Below are 19,813 nucleotides of genomic sequence, written 5' to 3' on the forward strand. Positions count from 1 at the left end.
AAACCCTGACACACTAAGCGCGTGGTGCTGCCAGGGTTTTATCGGATCAGGAATTAATTTTTCTTTTCTTCGGTTTCCCCTGAACCGCCTTCAGGCGCGGATTGGATTTACAAATAACAAACAAGCGGCCACGACGTCTGACTACCTGGCAGTCTGGTTGACGAGATTTGGCCGTTTTCAGTGAATTCACAACTTTCATTTTTGATTACCTTAATGCGTTGACTGTCCGTAAGTAAGACATCGCTTTGAACCCCACGTTATGGGATTACCGCAAGGATGATTTTAAGATGTTATAACATAACAATAGAAAGGTAAAGGCAATTGATAATCGTTATTGTTTGAGCATTGAATTCGGGAATTGGTGGTTATTGATGCCGATAAAACGGCTTGCAAAAACTCCAGGGGTTAAACCCAAACTGTGGCTGTAATTCTTTGCAACGTTTCTGAGCCTGATTTTTCTCCAGGGCAGGCCGACGCGAAGCCCACAGAATCCAGTTGCCATCGTGCGTTGTTGCCTGCATAACGGTTGGAAATAAACGCTTAATCAGCTGCAGCAATGGCTCATCTTGGCGGTGCTCTTTCCACAGGTTCAGCACCAGCCAACCATTATCCGCTAATACGCTGGCACTTTGCTGTAAAAAATCCTGCTGTTGCTGCACCGGGTTCAGGCCATCAGCCAAGTATAAATCTGAGAATAATAAATCGGTTTTTAAGCCCGCTGAAATCAACTTTGTCAGATAGTCGCTGGCACAGCTGACATGCACTTTCAGGCGTTTATCCCGTGGCAAGGCAAAATACTGAAACGCAACCTGAGCAACGGCCGGGCGTAACTCAACCGCGTGTATCTGAGCATCAGGCAGTTGCTGCCACAGGGTTGAGGTTAATGAGCCTCCACCCAGCCCCAACACTGTCGCCGACGTTAATGCCGATAGGTCCTGACACTGCGTCAGTACCGTAAACATCGATCGCAGATAGTCATGCTGTAACTGGAAAGGGGCGGATTTGAGCTGGCAGCTTTGTTCGTCGGTGGTACCAAAACTGAGATAACGTTTAGTGCCGTCGTCAAACACCTGAATCGGACCGTGGTCATCAAAACGGCGATGAACTTCACGGCCCAGTAATTCGTTGGCGACTAATAAGGTTTGCGGGTTCACAGGTTTTTGAAAAACACTTTGGAATTACGTTGCAGATTGTAAGCCTGCTGCTTTTCCTGAGGTAATTCGCTGACATCGCCTGCAACAAAACCTTGCTCAACAAACCAATGAGCCGTGCGTGTGGTTAACACAAACAGCTGCTGATAATGACGCCGTCTGGCTTGTTGCTCAATTTGTTCCAGCAGACGCTGGCCACGATTGCCGCCACGATAATCATTGTGTACAGCCACACAAGCCAGTTCCGCCTGTTTGTCGGAGTACGGATACAGTGCAGCGCAAGCTGTGATTAAACCGTCGCGTTCAATCACATAAAAACGCTGAATTTCGGTTTCCAGTAATTCACGCGACCGACGCACCAGTACGCCCTGATCTTCTAGTGGTTTTAATAACTGCAGAATACCGGCAACGTCATCGATATTGGCTGCCCGTAATTGATCGTAAGCTTCCTGACTGATTAGGGTACCGTCACCCTCGCGGGTAAATAATTCCTGCAATAAGGCGCCATCTTCAGCGTAACTTAACAATTGCGCTCGAGGCACACCTTGCTTTACGGCGTTTAAGGCAGCTTCAGCATGCGCCAGCGCGTCGCTTTCCAGCTCGGGCAATAATTCCTGTAACTGGGTGCTGGTTAGCTGGCGAATGATATTGTTGCGGGTATCGGTCAGACCGGCGTCTTTCCCCAGAATGAGTAATTTATCGGCACGCAGTGCAATGGCTGCTTGTTGGGCAACGTCCTCCACCGTCAGGTTAAACATTTCCCCACTGGGGGAATAACCGGCGCAAGATAGCAATACAATATTCCGCTGTTGCAGCAATTCACTGATGGCCTGGTGTTCCACCCGTCGCACTTCTCCGGTGTGCTGAAAATCGATACCGTCGATCACCCCTTTGGGTTTTGCTGTGACAAAATTACCGCTGATAACGCGAATCCGCGCGCCATGCATTGGCGAGCCGGGAACACCCACCGACAGCAGAGATTCGATATCCGACTTCACCATACCAATAGCCGCTTTGACCGCATTCAGGGCGGCGCTATCGGTAATGCGAAAACCATTGTGGAAGTCACTTTTAATCGACAGGGTTTTTAATACCGCATCAATTTGCGGGCGGGCTCCGTGCACCAGAACCAGTTGCACGCCGAGGCTGTTAAGCAGGGCGATATCCTGAATCACATTATTAAAGTTATCGTGGGCGATGGCATCACCCTCAAACATAATGACGAAGGTTTTACCGCGGTGCGCATTGATATACGGCGACGAATGGCGGAACCATTTGACGTAGTCGTTATTCTTCATTGGTGAAGTATCTAATGGCGTGTGGTTGTTACCACTTTGCTGCGGCTTGGTTTCGTCGTTCATGATGCTGATTCGGTTACGTTTCCTGATTAATCGCTGCGGTTTTTAGTAGTCAATAATGTGCTGGCGCTAAGTTTAACACCGCTGCCGTTATTGCAGGCAGAACTCTTTAATTAACTGGCTGATTAAATCCACGCAAGGCTGAATCTGGTCGTGGGCCAGGTACTCATCCACCTGATGAGCCTGATCAATGTTGCCCGGTCCCAGTACCAGAGTCTCGATCCCCAGTTCCTGCAGGAAAGGCGCTTCTGTGGCAAACGCCACCGCTTCACTTTTGGCCGAAGTTAAACGCTCGCAGGCTTGAACAATGGCGCTGGATTCTGCCGTTTCAAACGGATTAACGCCGGGAAACAGCGGTTCAACCTCCAGCTCCACTTCATGCGCCTGCGCCACCGGAGTCAGTCGGGTGCGGATTTCTTCACGCAGATCGTCATTGCTCATACCCGGTAGGGCACGCAGATCGAATGCCAGCTCGCAGCTGCCACAGATACGATTGGGATTGTCACCACCGTGAATACAACCGAGATTCATGGTTGGGCTCTGTACGGCAAAATGGGCATTCTGAAAATTCGCAGCCAGGTCTTTGCGGATGGTCATTAACTCACCCATAACCGAATGCATCGCGTCCATCGCACTGATGCCCAGCGCCGGATTTGATGAATGTCCGGCACGCCCGGTAATCCGCACGTTTTCCATCATGATGCCTTTGTGCATGCGGATGGGCCTCAGGCTAGTGGGCTCACCGACCACGGCGTAACGTTTTTTGTTGTCACTTTTAAGTGCATTCTGTTGCGTTAATGCTCGCGCACCGGACATCGAACTTTCCTCATCCGCGGTCGCCAGAACAATTAACGGCTGCTTAAACTCGGCGCCGCGAAATTGTTCCACCGCATCCAGCACCAGAGCGAAAAAGCCTTTCATATCGCAGGTGCCCAAACCGTAAAAACGATTGTCGCGTTCGGTTAAGGTAAAAGGGTCGGACTGCCACTTTTCCGGATTGCAGGGCACGGTGTCGGTATGACCACTTAATACTAAGCCGCCGCCCTGGCCGTTATCTTCGCCGAGGGTGGCCACCAGATTGGCTTTGCCGGGATGGTTCTCCAGCGGAAGAATCTGTACCCGAAAATCCAGTTCTTCCAGCCAGGTCGCCAGGCTGTTGATCACCGCCATATTGCTCTGATCGTATTCCGGTAACACCGAACTGATGCTGTTATGGCCGATCAGGGTACTGAATTTTTCTACCGTACCGGGAAGGCGGAATTGTGCTGCCACGTATAGCTCCTTGTTATGCTGCGTTGTACACCGATTCCCGGCGTCGCCAGCGATAAACAGCTATATTTTTCAGCCGCCGGATCCAAGGCACATCCCTGTGCCTGGGCTCCTTCCGCCACATCCTGTGGCTGCGTTGAAAAACATACCTGCTCACCGATGGCTTTAAGGCTTTGTAATTTTTAAACAGTTTTCTTGCGAATCATCGCTGTGCCCTTAACAATACCGCCATGACTACAGAAATCGAACTAAAACTGCGGCTTTGTCCGCAGAATCTTAATGACCAGAATAACCCTCTGGTGACCTTCCTTAATCAGAACGCGGAAGCCGATGGCGAAAAGCAGCTGAATAATCACTATTTCGATAGCGACGATGCGGCATTAGCCGCGGCAAAAGCAGCACTGCGTATTCGCCAGAAAGGCGATCGTTTTGAGCAGACGTTAAAAACCGCAGGCTCTTCCCAGGGCGGTATGCATCAGCGTCGTGAATGGAACTGGCCACTGACGGGCAATCAACTGGATGCTGACGTATTGGCCGATCCGGAAGTCCAGTCATTCTGGCCGAATGGTGTTGCGATCGATCAACTGAAGCCAGTATTCAGTACGCAGTTTAATCGTCGTGCCTGGCGCTGGACGCTGGAAGTTAATGGCAAAACGACCACCGCTGAAGTGGTTATTGATCAGGGTGACGTTCAGGCGAATGCCGACGGTGAGAGCAACACGCAACCCTTATGTGAGTTAGAGCTGGAATTGCTCGACGGCGATGTTGACGGTTTATGGGCGATGGCGCAGCAACTGAGTGAGCAGGCACCGTTGTGGCTGAGTGATATCAGCAAAGCCGAGCGTGGCTATCAATTAGCCAACATCGGTGTGCGTTGGGCAACCATTTATCCGCAGCTTAATGAACAACAATCCCTCGCTATGGCTGTACCACAGTGGCTGCAGCATCACCTGATCTTGTTTAAACGCACACTGGAAAAAACCATCTGGGAGGAAAACTCTCAGGCCGCATTGGAATGTTGGCAGCACTGGTTGGCGTTGCGTCACCTGCCGCAGTGGTGCGGAAAAATTATTAAGCGCAAACAAACCAAAGAGTTGCGAAATGCACTCGACCAGCTGCATGCGTGTCTGGAAGGGTTGTCAGCATTAACGACCGCACAGCGTTTCTTTAATGACGCCGAAGTGCGACAGCGCTGGCTATCGCAGGCGCAGCAACTGCGTAACGATAAGGCCCTGGCTCAGGCGTTATTGCAGATCGGTCACTGGAGCTACAAGCAGCTGCCACCATTAACACAGCTGGCCGAAGCCGCAGTGAATGTCAGTGGCGAAACGCTCAGTCATTATTTCCACCGTAGCTGGAAAGAAGCGCAGCAAGCCTTTGAAGGTCCTCACGAACATTGGCATGTGAATCAATGGGCCGAACTTCAGTCTCAGGTGTCGCGTTTACAACACCTGCATGCACTGCGTCGCCAGCTGCAACAAGGTGAGGAAAATGCGCCGTATCAACGCGAGCGACGGTTACTGTCTGATATGCTTAACGGGCAATCTCTGATACAAAGTCTGATTGCACAACCCGAGCTGTTAACGGTTGAACAGACCGAACAACTGACGGATGAACTGCCTTACGAATTCTGGGGCAGATGGCTTGAGCTCAACAGCGCCTTGCGTTAACGCTGAGTTCGGGCAATACAACGAGGAACAACAATAATGATGCAGGCCCAGGCGGATCGCCACCTAACCTTAGCCACCTTGCTGGAAGAACTTCGTCGTGACGACGTGTTGTCTAAGGAGGAGCATGAGAGCGGTTTGAGCATTCGCCGTAATCAGGGCGAGGAAAGTCTGCATCCGTTGACCATGGTGGCGCGCCAGAACTTTAGCGATGCCCGCAACGGTAAAGCGCTCACGGAAGAGGCATTGATGGAGTGGTTGGCAGCGGCGAACAACCTCGAGAGTTACAATATCGACCCACTCGAAATTGACGTCACTGCCATCACCGCACAGATGTCATACGCTTTCTCCGATCGCCATAAAATCCTGGCCGTAAAAGTCAGTAAAGAGGAAGTCGTGGTCGCCACTTCAGAACCCTTTGTTACGGGCTGGATGGCTGATCTGGAACACACCACCCGGCGAACGGTGACCCGGGTACTGGTGGCGCCATCGGATATTGATCGCTTCCGGGTTGAGTTCTACCAGTTGGCGAACTCGGTTAACCGGGCAGGCCAGGCCCACGGTGGTATCAGCTCGGTACAGAATCTGGAAGCTATGCTGGAGTTGGGCAAAGCCCAGGCGCCGGATGCCAACGACGAACACATCGTTAATATCGTCGATTGGCTACTGCAATACGCGTTTGATCAGCGCGCCAGTGATATTCACATTGAGCCGCGCCGGGAAGTGGGACATGTGCGCTTTCGTATTGATGGTGTATTGCACAATGTCTACGAATTTCCGGCTCAGGTTTCCCAGGCCGTTGTCGCACGGATTAAATCGTTGGGGCGAATGAACATCGCGGAGAAACGCCGCCCTCAGGACAGCCGTTTAAAGACCAAAACGCCATCTGGCGAAGAAGTAGAATTGCGTTTGTCGACGCTGCCAACCGCGTTTGGCGAGAAGATGGTGATGCGTGTATTCGACCCATCGGTTTTGGTGCGCAGCTTCTCCGACCTCGGCTTCAGTAAAGAAGATAAACGTCGCTGGGATCATATGACCAGCAACAACCACGGCATCGTGTTTGTTACCGGCCCAACCGGTTCCGGTAAAACCACCACGCTGTACACCACTCTGAAAACACTGGCGACCTCAGAGGTGAACGTATCCACCATCGAAGACCCGATCGAGATGGTGGAAGGCTCGTTTAACCAGATGCAGGTGAACCCGGCGATTGATCTGGCGTTTGCCGATGGGGTACGGGCATTGTTGCGTCAGGACCCGGATATCATCATGGTGGGCGAGGTGCGTGATCTGGAGACTGCCGAGATTGCGGTGCAGGCGGCGTTAACCGGCCACTTGGTGTTATCGACGTTACACACCAACGATGCACCCTCTGCTTTCACCCGGTTGCAGGAACTCGGCTTGCCGCCGTATCTGATTAAATCTTCTGTGCTGGGGGTGATGGCCCAGCGCCTGGTGCGGACGTTATGTCCGCACTGTAAAGTCGCTCATGACGTCGATGAAAAAGACTGGAAGCAGCTGACGTCTCCATGGTTAGTAAAAGCGCCCGAGAAAATTTATCGCGCTAATGGTTGTCTTGAATGTCGTGGCACCGGTTTCCTTGGCCGCATGGGCATTTACGAAGTGATGCCGATGAGCAACACGCTGGAAAGCCTGATTGATGACGCCACGGACCATGCCAAACTGCGCCAGGCCGCGATGAAAGAGGGGATGCACAGTCTGCGTTTGAGCGGGGCGCACAAAGTGGCGGCGGGGCTAACCACCATTAACGAGGTTATGCGGGTGGCTCCCTTGTCCAAAATGTAATTGAATCAAACGACCGGTTCTGTCCAAAATGTAACGAAGGCATTCTGGAAAAGCACCTCACGGACAGAAAATGTTGCCCTCTTCATAGTTTCGTAAGGCAACAGCGACTAAACTTAGCCGCAGTTAAAAGTATAAAGAAACAACATAACGTACAACATAAAGAGACGCTTGGTACTCAAGGTGGACAACACACAGGAAGAAGGGCCCGCAATACAACCGCCGGCCATTATTGATTTAGAGGCATCAGGCTTTGGCCGCGGTAGTTACCCGATCGAAGTCGGCTTCGCCTTGGAAGATCGTCAGGTACACAGTTTTCTGATTAAGCCCGCACCTGGCTGGACTCATTGGAGTGATGAAGCGGAAAAGATCCATGGAATCTCTCGTCAGCAGCTGGAAGAACATGGCCTGACGCCGCGTGAAATTGCGCTGAAAATGAACGAACTGCTGCGCGGTAAAACCCTGTACTCGGATGCCTGGAGTTTTGACTCATCGTGGATTGGCCGCATGTTCGATGAGGCTGAACTGGTACAGCGCTTCCGTATTGAAACGGTGAATAAACTGCTGACTCAGGAACAGATGGAAGCCTGGCATGACACGAAACAACATCTGTGGGATGAGCTGGATGTTGGCCGCCATCGCGCTGCCAACGATGTAAAAGTTCTGCAGGAGACCTTTATTCGCATTACGGCACGCTAACATGGCTTGTTGTTTCAGGGTAACTGCCACCTCAGTGACCCTGCACCATTTTCTTATCAGATAATAAAAACGATGACTGACTCTAAACCGACTCCCGATACGCCGATCAGCGGTGGCTGCCGTTGTGGCCAATGCCGTTTTACCGTCTCTCGCGGACCCCTGTTTGCGGGCTACTGCCACTGCAATGCCTGTCGCCAGCGCTCCAGCGCGCCGTGTACCGGTTTTATGATGATGGACGAACCCAGTTTTGAACTGGTGGGCGAGACACACAGCTACCGCGAGACCGGCGGTTCTGGCGCTCCGATTGAGCACCAGCGTTGCAGCAAATGCGGTTCTGCGATTTATACCAAACTGTATGCTCTGAAAAATATTCTGGCGGTTCCGGAAGTACTGCTCGACGATAGGCAGGTATTCCAGCCACAGCAGCATGTCTGGGTCAGCGCTAAGCAGGACTGGTTCGAAATTAACGATGGTTTAATGCAACAACCCGGACCACCAAAACTGTCTGCAGAACTGCTGGCGAGGTTGCCGCGTTGATTCCGGGTTGATTCCGGGTTGGCGCTGGATTTATATCTCACTTCGGTAGTCCTCCTCCGGAAACGGCAGTTCATCAAACTCCAGCTGATGGTCATCCTCGTACTCAAAGCCGTCGTCCAGCTCTGGAGGCTCAATGTCATCCGCGGCATCATCGTCGAGCGGGTCGCTATGGTTGTCGTCAGAGTCATAGTCTGGCTCATCGTCCCGAACGTGGTCTGAATCATGTTCGTGATGATGAGGGTCATGATCGAAGTCACGTTGTGCGTCATCAAACCAGAACGCATCCTCGTCTTCATCAAAACCAATGCTGATGCTGTCGTCGATTTCCAACCCGTCGAAGGCTTCCGGCAGTTGCACTTCAAAACCTTCCAGATACAGCTCCGCATCTTCCATCGGGAACCCTTCGAGCCAGAATTCATCCGCCAGTTCCAGTAACCGGGTCAGTGGCATAGGGTGCCAGTCGTCGACGATAAACTCGTTGTTCTCCAGTTCACCGCTGAGCGTCAGTGGTTGATCCAGTGCTGGTATATCGTCTTTAAACTGCAGCTTCTGCTCACCCAGCATAAAGCTGCCTTGAAGCGCCGAAACGGGCCCGGCAAGCAGTGCAATTTGCTCTGGCCAATCGCGTATCAGGCTGGCGCGGATCGTTTGATCCGGTGCCCGTAAGCCACTGACTGCGAGCCATTGTCCGGCAACCAGCTGGTTTACCGCCAATGGCTGTTGATGCTGATCGAGCAGTCGTGTGCGGTTATCAACAATCACCCGTTGGCCAAGAATCTGTAACTCGGTTTTGTTGTTTGCCAGATTCTGCACCGATGTCAACGGGCCAATCACGTTATTCACCGAGTGAACTTCGATTGCCTGATAATCTTTACCGGATTCATCGGCGAGTACAGCAACCACCTGACCTAAGCGAATATCGTCGCGCTGGCTTTGCGCGCCGTCGCGGAAGTAACGGGTATGCTGCGGCAATAGGATATGGCGATCGTTCACCCAGATGCTGCCGAAGGCGCTAACGCTGCCAACAATGGTGGCTTTGCCGGGTTGCTTTCCGCTACCACCCAGACCATTTTGTGGGGTATTGGGTTGTTGCTGATCAACCGGGCTGCCGGTACCTCCGAGGCCATTACGTGCCTGCTGACCGGTGCCACCCAAACCATTTTCCGGTTTGGCGAAGGGGGCTTTGCCGGTTCCTCCGAGACCATTATCAACAGCCGGAGTGCGGGCTATTATGCGGCCCTGATATTCGATCTTACCGCTTTTGCTGGTTTCGACAGAGCGCCAGTGTGACTCCTGCGTTGAGCAGGCGATCAGTAAGCCACACAGCAGCCAGAGCAGTCGCTTACTGGTGCGGTTCATGACGCTCATCCTCGTCGAACACATACATGCCAACATTAACGCGCTGGTGAAAATTGCCTGGCTGATCCTGCTGCTTCAGTTCCAGTGCGCGCTGGTTCAGGCGTGTCAGCAATGCCATGCCTTCGTCGGCGGCCAGTTGTTTCAATTCTTCAACCGAGGCTTCCGACAATCCGTCGTAATACAGGCAGCGTTCAAATTTTGCCGGTTGTTGAAGCAAATTATTGCTGACGGTGGCGATATGGTCGGCGAGGTTCAGACCCAGGAAGAAGGCTTTCTCGTCGACACCTTGTTTCGGAACAAACGCATTAGGTGTGAGTTGAATCTTCAGCTCACCCTCTTGCTCAATTTCTTCTGCGGCACCCAGGCGCAGCCACTCATCCAGAACCACCCTGGCACGAATATCTTTCTTCGCAACTTGCTCAACCAGCGCTTCAAAGCTGGGTTGTGCATCCCCGGTTTGCTTAAACGGCAACGCCAGCGGCTGGGCATTCGCATCGCAATAATGGGCCATCCAGTATGCGGCAATCTGAACGCCAAGGCTGACCACCTCTGGCGTGTGTGTGGTTTGTTGTGGCTCGCCGCGCAGGCGTTTGATGTCTTTACGATGAATGCCGGTGAGCAAGCTGAGGCGGGTGTCGGTCTGGGGCTTGCCCGGTAGCGGGAAGTCACGTTCGGCGACATCAACCATGGCTTTTTTCAGCCATTCCTGCACCACCGGATAGGTGATCTGAAACGACAGCAATAGTTTTACCAGCGGTTTCAACAGGCGCTGAACCGCTTGATTGAGGGCTTTTGGAGCGGCGCTGCGGCTCGGTTGCTGTGTGTCGTGGGGCTTATTCATATAACAAGCATACCTAAGCGAGGGATTTTTTCCCACTGTTTTACCCGAATGTGATGCCTGTCACAAAACCACCAGTATTAATGTTTTGACAAGGGAAAAATTCCCTCGTAGTGTGGAAATGGAATTGAGGGAATATTTCCCTCGAATTGTCGGGTGTTAAATCAAGCACCAATTCCTGGTTACCCGGCAGAGCAATCACAACGAATCGGAAGGTGAAAGCTATGAAGATGATTAACAGTAAAACACTCGCGCTCAGTACCCTGGCGGTTGCGCTTTCAACGGCACTGCCGAGCTATGCCGGTGTCGTCAATGCACCTCAGCAGCGCATTATTGGCGGTGTTGATGCAGGAAAAACGGCATATCCGTGGATGGTATCGATTAAAAGTAAGACCAGTGGCCAACATTTTTGTGGTGCCAGTCTGATCGACAAACAATGGGTATTAACGGCGGCCCACTGTCTTGAGGAGGTTGGCGCCGACGATATTCAGGTCACTATCGCGGAATATGATCAGGAGTCGAAGGATAGCGGTGAACAAACCCTGCTGGTCAGCGCTATTTATATGCACCAGGACTATGACCCAGACCACGATATTGCGTTGCTTAAGCTGGCCGAAGAGTCGGATAAGACACCCGTTGCGCTGGCCGATGCAAACTTTATGGCCAATCTGAATGTTGGAACTGAGCTGACGACTATCGGCTGGGGGCTGACCAGAGACGGTGATTACAGCAGCCTTGCAACGATTTTACAGGAAGTAAAAGTCCCCCTTTACAAGCAGGCCGACTGTAAAATCAACTACGGCAAACTGGATGTCGAGATTACCAGCAATATGGTGTGTGCGGGGTTACCGGCAGGCGGAAAAGATTCGTGTCAGGCTGACAGTGGTGGCCCGTTATTTGTGCAGTCCGGCGGCAGCATGGTGCAACTGGGCGTGACCAGTTTTGGTGAGGCTTGTGCCAAAGCCAGCTTTCCCGGTGTATATACCCGTGTAGCGGCTTATCGCGATTGGATTATTAAAGCGAAAAAAGGAGAGGTGCCGGCACATAAGCCGGATGACCAATCTGGTGGTACCGACAGCCCGTTAGAACAAGAAGTGCTGGGATTACCGCAATCTATCGATTTATTCGTCGACAGAGGACAGCAATCTGCCAGCGACCAGCTGACGTTGGAGAATCCGAAAGAAGCCAAAGCCAATTTGCTGGTGAGTGATATGACCATTGATGGTGATGGTTTCTCTCTTAAAGAGAACAGCTGCGCTAACCAGGCGATTGAGCCGGGTAAGAGCTGTCGTTTCAGCGTGAGCTACCAAGCTCAGGGCAACAAGTCTTTTGCTGAGGGTCAGCTGCAGTTGAAAACGAATCATCAGACTCATCAAACCATTGAGGTCGATTTGTTTGCCCTGAACGGCAATGCTTTTGATGAAGCAGATGATGTGAGCTGTTCGATTTTTACTGAGCTTAATCTGACCAACGATAAAGAGGATGCTGATGGCGACAACGGCTGTGACAATAAAGAACCAGACGATAACGCTGATAACAACGATTCGAACGATGACAACACTGATAATAACAGCGATGAAAAAGATGAGAACAAATCCGAGGTTACGTTTGCTGGTGCACTGAATCCGCTGATGTTACTGGGCTTGTTAGCGCTGCCATTGGTGGGCCGTCGCAAATCATAATTACCAGAAGAAGAGATTCTCAGCCGGGGCAACCCGGCTTTTTAACGAATGAATAAGCTGGCCGTTGGTCAGCGAACTCAGGAGTCGCATAATGGAAAAATTCTCATTGATGTGCAGTTTGGTACTGATGGCCGGTTGCGGTGCAACCAGCACCAATAACCCTGCAGAGCCATCAACACTGGAAACCCTTTACGGTTATCGCTGGCAGGGAAATGTTCTGTTTGTGGATGTGGTGAGCCATGGTTGCACCAAACCGCAGGATTTTGAACTCGACTGGCCAGACACAGACAGGCTGGTTATCAAACGCTTAAGGCCAGACCGTTGTCGGAAGGCTGCTACAATAACGACGTTGAATTTCGAAACCGACCAGCGCAGGGGTCAGTCGATTCAGGTTATTAACCCGATTCAGGCGACCCGGATTAAAGCGTTCAATAACTGATTTCCCGACTGCAATTTCAGCGGCTGGCGCCAGATACAGAGAATATGAGCAAACGTCTTCTGATTATTACGGTTATGCCGATTGCGATGTCTGTCGCAGCCGCAGAGCAAGTACAGACCTCCTGGTCTTCGTTCTTTTACCAGGGCGATTATGGTGGCGACTCTGACACCGATACCTGGGTTAATCAGCTGCGCTTGAATTATCGCCACGATAACTGGCAGCTGGGGTATAGCCAGGCTGTTATTCAACAGCACGGCAGTCAGCGAATTGTTGATGGCGACAATCTGGATGAAGAACAGCCAGATGATGATCAGCTGGCTGATGAATTTGATGTGGACAGCCCGGATAATGACGATCCGGATCCAGAGCAAAACGAACCCGAGCGATATTCAACCTTCTCCCATCATCGCAGTGGTTTGTCGGACCCAAGTGTGCTGCTGAGTTATCGCTGGGCAGACAGACGATCTTTGCTGGACAAAAGCCAGGGAAGCTGGCGACTGGCGCTGCGTTGGAAGTTACCACTAACTGATGAGCAGGAATTTTCCAATGGCCGTCATGAGTGGCGCTTGTCGATGCATCGTTCGCAGCGTTTTGAGCAGCTGACGTTGAGTGCTTCACTGGGTCACCACTGGCGACAATATCAGGCCAACAAAGACAACGATCAGCGCTGGTACACGCACATAGGTGTGATGTTTTTTCCGGGTAAGTCAACCGGTTTGGGCGCGTCCTATTTTTATAAACAAAAACTGGAATCACAGTCTGAGGCAGCGCGTTCGGTTGCAGTAAATGGCTACTGGCGGCTAAACCGTGCGCTCTCGTTGACCGCCAACGCCGGCTTTGGGTTATCGGAAATTGTGGCTGACCATTACCTTGGTATCAGCGTTAATTACCGTTGGCGGCTGTAGGGCTTGCAGTAAAGCGCAATGCGGTACCAATCCTGTGCATATCTTCTGGCATCGGGGCATAATGCTCGCCTTGCAAAATGTGTGTGATGGTTATGATTTTTCTGTTGTTCCTCGCCGTGGGTGCGGTTGCGGGTTTGTTAGCGGGTTTGTTTGGTATTGGCGGTGGTATGGTCATTGTGCCGGTACTGGTGTTGACCTTTGCGGCTCAGGGCATCAGTGCAGCGGTGTTAACCCATATGGCGGTTGCTACCTCATTGGCCACCATTGTGTTCACATCCATCAGCTCTGTACGAGAACATCATAAAAACGGTGCGGTCGACTGGCCATTGGTCAGCATGATGAGTGTTGGCATTATTGCTGGCACCGCCGTTGGTGTATCGCTGATCACCAGTGTGCCGGGTCCGGTTTTACAAAAAATTATTGGTGTATTTGCCTTATTAGTCGCGATCAAGATGTTCTTTGGTCTCGATCCCAAGAGTGATGGTTCACGTCCGGGTCATACTGGTTTGATCACAGCCGGTGGTGTGGTGGGATTTGGTTCTGCCTGGTTTGGCATTGGCGGTGGAACCTTCACCGTGCCGTACCTGACCTGGATGCAAACCCCGATGCGACGCGCAGTTGCCACCTCGGCGGCCTGTGGATTACCCATTGCCCTGACCGGCGCCATAAGTAATGTGTTTGCCGGTTGGAATCACTCCGACTTACCGGCCTGGACCACCGGATTTTTATACTGGCCAGCAATTGGGGGGATTGTACTGACGAGTGTGCCGTTCGCTAAAGTGGGTGCCCGACTGGCCCATAAGCTTGACCAAAAATTACTGAAAAAAGCCTTCGCCCTGCTGTTGGTTGTGGTTGGATTGCGCTTCTTGTTGTCTTAACCGACGGTTTTCCATTTTCGCTTTAATAAAATTGCCGGATTCGTTGCTCATACTCAGCCGCTGATCCCGCCGCAAGGATGTTGTTATGTTGACTTACCCTGAGATTGATCCGGTTGCGATTGCGATTGGCCCATTAAAGGTTCATTGGTATGGCCTGATGTATCTGTTGGCCTTTGGTACCAGCTGGTGGTTGGCGAATCTGCGTGCCAGGCGCCCTGGTTCCGGTTGGACGCCGGAGCAGGTATCTGATCTGATTTTCTTTGGTGCCATGGGGGTTATCCTCGGTGGCCGTCTGGGCTACGTATTCTTCTATAACTTCCCGAAACTGCTCGAAGATCCGTTGATGCTGATCCGTATCTGGGAAGGTGGGATGTCGTTCCATGGTGGTCTGATCGGCGTTTTGGTGGCGCTGGCCTGGTTCGGTAAAAAATATCAGAAGCAGTTTTTTGATGTCGGTGACTTTGTTGCCCCTTTTGTTCCGCTGGGCCTGATGTTTGGTCGTATCGGTAACTTTATTGGTGGCGAACTCTGGGGTCGCGTGGCCGATCCACAGTCTGTGCCCTGGGCGATGGTGTTTCCGCGTGCCGGTGAGTTACCGCGTCACCCGTCGCAGTTGTATCAAGCGGCGCTGGAAGGCTTCCTGTTGTTTGTTATTTTGTGGTGGTTCTCGAATAAACCACGCCCACAAAAAGCCGTTGGTGCTGCATTTCTGATAGGATATGGCGTTTTCCGCACCATCGCCGAATTCTTCCGTGAGCCGGATGCCCATATCGGTTTTGATCTGTTTGATTGGGTCAGCCGTGGTCAGCTGCTGAGCATGCCGATGATTGTCATTGGTATCGCCTTTATGGTGTGGGCTTACCGCGGTGATAAGGTCCGTCAGACGGCCTGATGAACAACTTTTACTGAGAGCTAACGATGAAACAATACCTCGATCTGATGCGTCATGTACGTGAAAACGGCACCTTTAAAGAGGATCGTACCGGTACCGGTACTTACAGCTGTTTTGGCTATCAGATGCGTTTCGATCTGAGTGAGGGTTTCCCGTTGGTGACCACCAAAAAGCTGCACCTGCGCTCCATCATTCACGAGCTGTTGTGGTTCCTGAGTGGCGATACCAACATCAAATACCTGAAAGACAACGGCGTTAGCATCTGGGACGAATGGGCGGATGAGGAAGGTAACCTCGGCCCGGTTTATGGTTCCCAGTGGCGCAGCTGGCCAACGCCGGATGGTGGTCATATCGACCAGATTACTCAGGTGGTGGATCAGATCAAAAACAATCCGGATTCCCGTCGTCTGATTGTCAGTGCCTGGAACGTAGCGGAAGTGAACAATATGGCATTACCGCCGTGTCACGCGTTCTTCCAGTTCTATGTTGCCGATGGCAAATTGTCCTGCCAGTTGTACCAACGCAGCGCCGATATTTTTCTTGGTGTGCCGTTTAATATCGCCAGTTACGCTTTGTTGGTTCATATGGTGGCGCAGCAGTGTGATTTAGAGGTGGGTGATTTTGTCTGGACCGGTGGTGATGTGCACTTATACGCGAACCATCTGGAACAAACCGATCTGCAATTAAGCCGCCAGCCGATGCCACTGGCGAAGCTGAAAATCGGCCGTAAGCCAGACTCGATCTTTGACTATCAATTCGACGATTTTGAGATTGAAGGTTATCAGTCCCATGCCCATATCAAAGCACCAGTTGCGGTTTGATATCGTTATAACCCCTTAAATAATAAGGGTTATGGCGCTCTGGAATGAGATTTGGATAACTTTTGATCAGCCCCTGTCCCAGCATGTCCATCGATTGCAAAAAAGTGGATAGCAGATGGGGTAAATGTCAGTCATGACAGGATGAGTCGCTGTCATTTGACGACTGCTGGCTATACTGAGAAAACGTTCATCGATCAGTTTTCTTATGTCTCCGACACCCCATTCGAAACCCGAGCTGTCCAAGGTTCATATATTGTCCCTGCTGGAACAACAGAGTGTGCCCGCTGATTTGCACTCGGCAGGCATACCGATGGTCGAGTGTGTGGACGAAATTTGCAGCTCTGCGATGAATCAGGACAGTACCATTGTGATTCTGGCAGAGCGCATCAACAGTGAACTGAAAGCCGCGATTGAACGGATCCAGCTGACTTTGACTGATGCTGCGATTATTGTGGCACTGCCTTCGGTGCAGCAACTGCATTACAACAGCGTTAACCTGATTGGCCTGGGAGTGCACGAATTGGCCAGTTGGGACGAGTCCATCATGACCGATTGGCAGCGCCTGATAGAGCAGGCACGTGCCCGGCGCGCCTATGAGTCGCAGTTGAAACGTTTTTCCCATTACGACCCTTTGACCCAGTTGGCAAACCGAAGTCTGTTTCAGGATCGGCTTGAGCACAGTTTGTTGCAGAATCAGCGTCGTGCCCGCGGCGTGGGTGTGTTGTTTCTGGATCTTGATCGCTTTCGGGTGGTAAATGATATTTATGGCCATCACATCGGTGATCAGCTGTTGGTGGCGTGCGCCGAACGCATGATGGAGAAGGTGCGGCGTTCGGATACGCTGGCGCGTTTGGGGAGTAACAGTTTTGCCGTCATTCTTGATGATGTCGACGACGATGACGGCATGTACCGGGTATCAGATAAACTGAATCAGGCTTTCACTCAGCCATTTGATATTGCCGGGCACGAGATTTTTGTCAGTACCAGTATTGGTATGCAGCTCGCTAGTCGGGTTAATTTTGATGTGGGTGAACTGGTGCGCCATACCGAGCTGGCATTGCATGATGCCAAACGTAATGGCCGCAATGCCAGGGTGTTGTACCGAGAACACCACTCGCCGGCAGATAAGGTCCGCCTTGGTTTGGAGAGCGCGCTGCATCATGCACTGGAGCGCCAGGAGTTGTATCTGGCGTACCAGCCTCAGATTGACTTGAATAGCTGTGAGTTCATCGGTGTCGAAGCGCTCATGCGGTGGCGCCATCCGGTATTGGGTAATGTGCCTCCGACGGTATTCATCCCGGTATTGGAAGATACCGGTCTGATCGATCGCTTTGGGTTATGGGCAATTCAGTCTGCTTGTGAGCAATTTTCTCGGTGGTTGCAACAGCAACAGATTCCGTCCGTTGCAAAACTGTCGGTTAACTTGTCGCCACGTCAGTTCCGGCAGCCGGAGCTGGCGCAGCAAATCAAAAGCGCATTACAGAGCAGTCGGCTTTCGCCAAAACGACTGACGCTGGAAGTGACCGAAAGTATGTTGATGAATAACCTCGACCAGGGCATCGAAATGCTGGCACATCTGCGACGCCTTGGTGTTTCCGTGGCTATAGATGACTTTGGCACCGGTTATTCCTCGTTGTCTTATCTGAAAGATCTGCCGATCGACTATCTCAAAATTGACCGTGTCTTCGTCAAAGATATCGTCACCGACGACAATGATGCTGCCATCGCCAATTCAATCATTGGTCTTGCTCACAATCTGGGGCTTAAGGTGATCGCAGAGGGTGTCGAGGATAAAGACGTGTTGGAACGCTTGATAGCCTTTGGCTGTGATCAATATCAGGGTTACTACTTCTCGCGGCCAATTCCTGCGGAGGAAATACCCGAAAAGGCAGGGCACTGCCGGGGCTGACTTTTTACAAGCTGCGGATGGCTGGTTATGATCGGCCCTCATTGTTTGTTCTGGGTAGCTGTTTTGAAACTCTCACTGATTGTAGCTCTGGCCGAAAATCACGTTATTGGCCGCGATAATAAACTCCCTTGGTATCTGCCGAACGACCTGAAATATTTTAAGCAGATCACACTGGGTAAGCCGGTGGTGATGGGCCGCAAAACTTATGAGAGTATCGGTAAACCACTGCCAGGGCGCAGTAACATCATCATTACCCGCCAAGCTGACTACCAGCCACCAGGAGCGAACAACAGTGTCAGGGTTGTTGCGTCGCTGGAACAGGCCCGTGAGCTGGCTGAGGATATTTGCCTGATTGATGGTCAGGGTGAGGCCATGATTATTGGTGGCGCCGAGATTTACACTCTGGCGCTGCCATTGGTTGATCGTATGTATCTGACTGAGGTGCACGCCGACGTCGAAGGTGACGCCCGTTTCCCGGAATTTGATCGTGCCGCCTGGCGTAAGGTAGCCGGTGAAGATTTTGCAGCAGAAGGGCCAAACCCTTATGCCTATAGCTTTAATATCTACGAACCTGCCTGATTGCGGGTTGTGTCTATAATCTTTGTCTAATCAGTAGCTTAAGAGAAATATATGGGTGTGGAAAGACCCCGGTGGCAGCGCGAGAGTCTGATTGCAGAGATGCCTGAGTTGCAATGGCAGCAGCCATGTCTGGCCGAAAGCGAGCAGTGGCGGGCTTATCGGCAATTCTACAAACTCGACTTCGCGGAGCTTGATCAGGTCAGCCATTTTGCCGGTTTGCTGAAAACGGCAGGTTACGATATTGCGGTGCAAATCTGGCGGCAGCCAGGAGCACGGGGCACGGCATTGCTGTTACATGGCTATTATGACCATACCGGTATTTACGGTTCTCTGATTGAATTTTGTCTGCGTCAGGGACTGGATGTCGTTATCTTTGATTTACCCGGTCACGGTTTGTCGTCTGGCGAACGTGCCGCGATTAACAGTTTTCAGGAATACGATGAGGTGTTCAGTCTGGTTTTACAGCAGGTAGAGGTGCACCTAGGCGGACCGCTGTATCTGTTTGGTCAGAGTACCGGTGGCGCTATCAGTATTAATTATCTGTTGAAGCGCCAGCTGACTCCGCAGCAGTCTCCATTTAAAGCGATCACCTTATTTGCGCCGTTGGTGCGTCCCAAAGGCTGGGCGAAAGCACGGGTGCTGCACAGTGTTTTAAGCCTGGTTCTTCGCCGCGTGAAGCGCAGCTTTAAGCAGAACTCGGCGGATGGACATTTCCTGAAATTCATCGCTGAACACGACCCATTACAACCACATCATCTCAGCGTTCGCTGGGTGGGTGCATTGCGACAGTGGATTCCATTTGTCGAATTAAGTCCAAACTGTGATGTGCCTCTCAATATAATCCAGGGTGACGCAGACAACACCGTGGACTGGTGTCATAATCTTGAAATACTGTCGCAGAAGTTCCCCAATCGGCAGGTTTTTATGTTGACCGGCGGACAGCATCATGTCGTCAACGAATCGGCTGAGAATCGCCTGAAGGTCTATCAGCAGGTTGCCAGTTGGCTGAATTTTGATTAGCCCGGCA

At 51.7% G+C, this 19,813-nt stretch carries 19 protein-coding genes; 13 read left to right on the plus strand and 6 right to left on the minus strand.

The window, feature by feature from the left end; genetic code table 11:
* Positions 1 to 46: 46 nt before the first annotated feature.
* From ykgO to argE, 4 genes are all read right to left on the minus strand, one after another.
* A complete protein-coding gene (gene ykgO, locus MK185_15220) occupies positions 47 to 199 on the minus strand; it encodes a type B 50S ribosomal protein L36 (protein MCH2041979.1) in 153 nt (50 codons plus the stop codon).
* 166 nt (positions 200 to 365) lie between these two features.
* On the minus strand, positions 366 to 1,154 hold the full coding sequence (locus MK185_15225; protein ID MCH2041980.1) for a spermidine synthase: 789 nt from the start codon (positions 1,152 to 1,154) through the stop codon (positions 366 to 368).
* Positions 1,151 to 2,449, minus strand: coding sequence for an amino-acid N-acetyltransferase (gene argA / locus MK185_15230; GenBank protein ID MCH2041981.1), 1,299 nt, complete (start codon positions 2,447 to 2,449; stop codon positions 1,151 to 1,153). Before argA ends, MK185_15225 begins: the two co-directional genes overlap by 4 nt.
* Before the next feature lie 150 nt (positions 2,450 to 2,599).
* Positions 2,600 to 3,781, minus strand: coding sequence for an acetylornithine deacetylase (gene argE / locus MK185_15235; GenBank protein MCH2041982.1), 1,182 nt, complete (start codon positions 3,779 to 3,781; stop codon positions 2,600 to 2,602).
* A 227-nt stretch (positions 3,782 to 4,008) separates the two neighbouring features.
* Between argE and MK185_15240 the strand changes: the two genes are divergently transcribed.
* The 4 genes from MK185_15240 (at position 4,009) to MK185_15255 (ending at position 8,484) form a co-directional block, all read left to right on the plus strand.
* Positions 4,009 to 5,448: a CYTH domain-containing protein gene (locus MK185_15240; GenBank protein MCH2041983.1), complete on the plus strand. Its 1,440-nt coding sequence runs from the start codon at positions 4,009 to 4,011 to the stop codon at positions 5,446 to 5,448.
* 39 nt (positions 5,449 to 5,487) lie between these two features.
* Positions 5,488 to 7,251, plus strand: a complete 1,764-nt coding sequence (locus MK185_15245) for a GspE/PulE family protein (GenBank protein ID MCH2041984.1) — start codon at positions 5,488 to 5,490, stop codon at positions 7,249 to 7,251.
* Positions 7,252 to 7,431: 180 nt separating this feature from the next.
* Positions 7,432 to 7,947 (plus strand): hypothetical protein, encoded by a 516-nt coding sequence (locus tag MK185_15250; GenBank protein MCH2041985.1) that lies wholly within the window; start codon positions 7,432 to 7,434, stop codon positions 7,945 to 7,947.
* A 72-nt stretch (positions 7,948 to 8,019) separates the two neighbouring features.
* Positions 8,020 to 8,484, plus strand: coding sequence for a GFA family protein (locus tag MK185_15255; GenBank protein MCH2041986.1), 465 nt, complete (start codon positions 8,020 to 8,022; stop codon positions 8,482 to 8,484).
* Between the two features lie 30 nt (positions 8,485 to 8,514).
* Here MK185_15255 and MK185_15260 read toward each other — a convergent pair whose 3' ends face one another.
* Together MK185_15260 and MK185_15265 are read right to left on the minus strand one after the other, a co-directional pair.
* The gene (locus MK185_15260) at positions 8,515 to 9,843 is read right to left on the minus strand and encodes a DUF5666 domain-containing protein (protein MCH2041987.1); all 1,329 of its coding nucleotides are present in this window, start codon (positions 9,841 to 9,843) and stop codon (positions 8,515 to 8,517) included.
* Positions 9,827 to 10,684 (minus strand): DUF6502 family protein, encoded by an 858-nt coding sequence (locus tag MK185_15265; GenBank protein MCH2041988.1) that lies wholly within the window; start codon positions 10,682 to 10,684, stop codon positions 9,827 to 9,829. The genes MK185_15260 and MK185_15265 overlap by 17 nt, the downstream gene beginning before the upstream one ends.
* Positions 10,685 to 10,905: 221 nt before the next feature.
* Between MK185_15265 and MK185_15270 the strand changes: the two genes are divergently transcribed.
* The 9 genes from MK185_15270 (at position 10,906) to MK185_15310 (ending at position 19,806) form a co-directional block, all read left to right on the plus strand.
* The gene (locus MK185_15270) at positions 10,906 to 12,363 is read left to right on the plus strand and encodes a serine protease (protein MCH2041989.1); all 1,458 of its coding nucleotides are present in this window, start codon (positions 10,906 to 10,908) and stop codon (positions 12,361 to 12,363) included.
* Positions 12,364 to 12,454: 91 nt separating this feature from the next.
* Positions 12,455 to 12,802 carry a hypothetical protein gene (locus MK185_15275; protein ID MCH2041990.1) on the plus strand — a complete coding sequence of 116 codons (348 nt, stop codon included), beginning with the start codon at positions 12,455 to 12,457 and terminating at the stop codon, positions 12,800 to 12,802.
* Positions 12,803 to 12,846: 44 nt separating this feature from the next.
* Positions 12,847 to 13,707, plus strand: coding sequence for a transporter (locus MK185_15280; protein MCH2041991.1), 861 nt, complete (start codon positions 12,847 to 12,849; stop codon positions 13,705 to 13,707).
* 92 nt (positions 13,708 to 13,799) lie between these two features.
* Positions 13,800 to 14,585, plus strand: coding sequence for a sulfite exporter TauE/SafE family protein (locus MK185_15285; protein ID MCH2041992.1), 786 nt, complete (start codon positions 13,800 to 13,802; stop codon positions 14,583 to 14,585).
* Between the two features lie 85 nt (positions 14,586 to 14,670).
* Complete coding sequence (gene lgt / locus MK185_15290; protein ID MCH2041993.1) at positions 14,671 to 15,477, plus strand: prolipoprotein diacylglyceryl transferase; 807 nt, start codon at positions 14,671 to 14,673, stop codon at positions 15,475 to 15,477.
* Positions 15,478 to 15,503: 26 nt separating this feature from the next.
* Positions 15,504 to 16,298, plus strand: coding sequence for a thymidylate synthase (gene thyA / locus MK185_15295; protein MCH2041994.1), 795 nt, complete (start codon positions 15,504 to 15,506; stop codon positions 16,296 to 16,298).
* A gap of 253 nt (positions 16,299 to 16,551) precedes the next feature.
* Positions 16,552 to 18,207, plus strand: coding sequence for a bifunctional diguanylate cyclase/phosphodiesterase (locus MK185_15300; GenBank protein ID MCH2041995.1), 1,656 nt, complete (start codon positions 16,552 to 16,554; stop codon positions 18,205 to 18,207).
* A 63-nt stretch (positions 18,208 to 18,270) separates the two neighbouring features.
* On the plus strand, positions 18,271 to 18,786 hold the full coding sequence (locus MK185_15305; protein MCH2041996.1) for a dihydrofolate reductase: 516 nt from the start codon (positions 18,271 to 18,273) through the stop codon (positions 18,784 to 18,786).
* 57 nt (positions 18,787 to 18,843) lie between these two features.
* The gene (locus MK185_15310; GenBank protein ID MCH2041997.1) at positions 18,844 to 19,806 is read left to right on the plus strand and encodes an alpha/beta hydrolase; all 963 of its coding nucleotides are present in this window, start codon (positions 18,844 to 18,846) and stop codon (positions 19,804 to 19,806) included.
* The last annotated feature ends 7 nt before the right edge of the window (positions 19,807 to 19,813 follow it).

It is taken from the genome of Saccharospirillaceae bacterium, from assembly GCA_022448365.1.
Classification (GTDB): domain Bacteria; phylum Pseudomonadota; class Gammaproteobacteria; order Pseudomonadales; family Oceanobacteraceae; genus Bacterioplanoides.